Annotated in this window: 2 protein-coding genes and 1 pseudogene; all 3 read right to left on the reverse strand. The window is 34.3% G+C overall.

Translation table 11 applies throughout. The annotated features are described in order from the left end of the window. Nucleotides 1–87: 87 nt before the first annotated feature. Nucleotides 88–1470 (reverse strand): PleD family two-component system response regulator, encoded by a 1383-nt coding sequence (locus WGMM_RS03625; RefSeq protein WP_038250223.1) that lies wholly within the window; start codon nt 1468–1470, stop codon nt 88–90. Beyond that, on the reverse strand, nt 1442–1738 hold the full coding sequence (gene tatB / locus WGMM_RS03630) for a Sec-independent protein translocase subunit TatB (RefSeq protein ID WP_038250226.1): 297 nt from the start codon (nt 1736–1738) through the stop codon (nt 1442–1444). Before tatB ends, WGMM_RS03625 begins: the two co-directional genes overlap by 29 nt. Before the next feature lie 4 nt (nt 1739–1742). After that, nucleotides 1743–2402, reverse strand: a pseudogene (locus tag WGMM_RS03635) (NAD-glutamate dehydrogenase domain-containing protein); the annotation flags it as partial.

Here is a 2402-nt window from a genome sequence, read left to right on the forward strand (position 1 = left end):
CGTCATACCGCGATTCATTCGCGGTATCTCAGCATAGATTCCGCTCACGAGTAGTGGAATGACGGTTGTCGGTAAACTTAAGCCACTTTAGCTATAGCCAGTAACCACTCTATTTCTACCACTGTTTTTTGCTTTATATAAATATCTGTCAGCACGTACTATAAATTTTTTAATATCATCAAAGTCAGATCCTTGCATTTCTGCAATTCCAATGCTCACAGTTACATTATGGGTTGTATTTTCATCCGCAAGTACAAAAGGTTCTTTAGCAATAATTTTTCGTATTCTCTCCGCAATAGTATACGCATCTGATACATTGGTATCTGGCATTACAACAACAAACTCCTCACCACCAAACCTAGCTAGTAAATCTGTCACTCTGATATTTTCAGAAATTCTTTTCTGTATTTGCTTTAAAAGTTCATCTCCAGCACTATGCCCAAAACTGTCATTCACTATCTTAAAATAGTCTATATCAAGTATCATAAGAGACAACCTTCTATCCTTTTCCACAGAGTCCTTAACAATGTTTCTTAAGTGTGCATCAAAATATCTTCTATTATAACAGTTAGTTAATGGGTCCTTTATAGACATTTCCGCATTATTAAATAAATTCATTCTCAAGGCATCTTGATATCTTTTGCGTTTTACTTGCGAATTAACCCTTGCTATTAGCTCACCCTCATCCAAAGGTACTGTTAAATAATCATTAGCACCTACATCAAGTGCTTTTACTAAATTGTTTTTATCATAATCCTCAGAAAGAATCAGAATTGGTGTATAACGTGTTTCCACCTTACTACGAAACTCAGAACACAAACGCAAGCCGTCAGTTTTTGAAAATTGCATATCAGAAATGATCAGGTCGTAACCATTCTCAATACCAACCTTCAATGCTTCCATTGGATCACTCAGTATTTTAATTGACCTAAAGCGTCGCTTTAATATATTATATATCTGCTCTGCTTGATGAACATCCTCATCTATAACAAGTATGTTAGCATCAAAAATCTGATTGGAATAATCCATAATACTGTTTCCTGCGACTCCACCAATCTCAGCGTTAGTTTCTCCTCTCAAACGCAATTCATCAATAATCATCTTTAAGCGTGTGAGAGACTTAATTCGTGCAGATAAAGCAGTTTCGTTTATTGGTTTAGTCAGAAAATCATCCGCGCCGGCATTAATACCTTGCACTCTATCATGAGTATCATGCAGCGCAGTTACCATAATTATTGGAATATGGGTTGTCAAGGGATCACTCTTTAGCTCCTTACAAACTTGAAAGCCATTCATCTTTGGCATCATGATATCAAGTAATATAATATCGGGCTGCTGCTTTGCTACTAAATCTATAGCTTCTTCACCATCATGAGCTACGATAACCGTATAGTACTCTGCTTTTAGTCGAGCTTCTAAAAGCTTGACATTAGATAGTACATCATCTACTACCAGAATCTTTGCTGTCATTATCTTTAGATGTATTATCTATATCATAAGTAGGATAAAGCTTACCATTTTTACCAATTATGTAATTTACTTTCTCAGCATTACATTCTTTATATAAGTCTTCAACTCCTGCGTCTTTCAATAACCTCCTAGCTTTTGATTTTATAATCATAAGATACTTATACACATTCCTAATAAGATCAATAAATACAGGCACCTTATTTTTATCAAGAACAATTATGCTCACTAAAGCTACAACTAAAATTTCTGAAAGACCTATATTGAACATTTTCCTATGAAGCAAGTACTTTAATCCTTCTGATTATAAATATTAATTTGCTTAAATCAAGTTTAGAAGCAACCATCTCATCTAAAAAACTATTATAATGTTCTATGTAGTCCTTATCACTACAAGCCCAGGTTTGAACCTTACCTTCAGGATTATCAGTAGCTTTTATGACTTTAACAGCTAGCTTGTGATGGTAATTGCTTAAATCGTCCAATAAATCATTAACTAAGCTGCGATCCCAATAAGAAGAGCGGCTTTTCATCTTGATGGCAGTTGTTCTAATCAGATCGAATCTTAACAACGACTTTAACTCAAAGTATATTTTACCAGCATCAAGAATGGACAAAGATGTCTGTTCAGCAACAGATATAATATCCAGTGCATAAGCAAGAACGCATAGATCAGCAACTTTTTTTGCTAGATCTTTATTTATATTAAGTTCTACTAAAGAAGTTGATCCATGACTATAGATCTTCAATAGGTGTTCATCTAAAACATCAGTTAAGTTCTGGCCTAAAGTTTCAATTGCATCTTTAAATTTTGTAACATCATCCAATTCTACAAAGCTAAGCTTGCCAAGATTTTTCACTAGCCAAAATGATACTCTGCCAATAAATTTCTGCACGCTCCTCACTATTTGTAAGTATGAGTTAACATCAATTTT

Origin of the sequence: Wolbachia endosymbiont of Glossina morsitans morsitans (assembly GCF_000689175.1) — a bacterium.
Classification (GTDB): Bacteria; Pseudomonadota; Alphaproteobacteria; order Rickettsiales; family Anaplasmataceae; genus Wolbachia; species Wolbachia pipientis.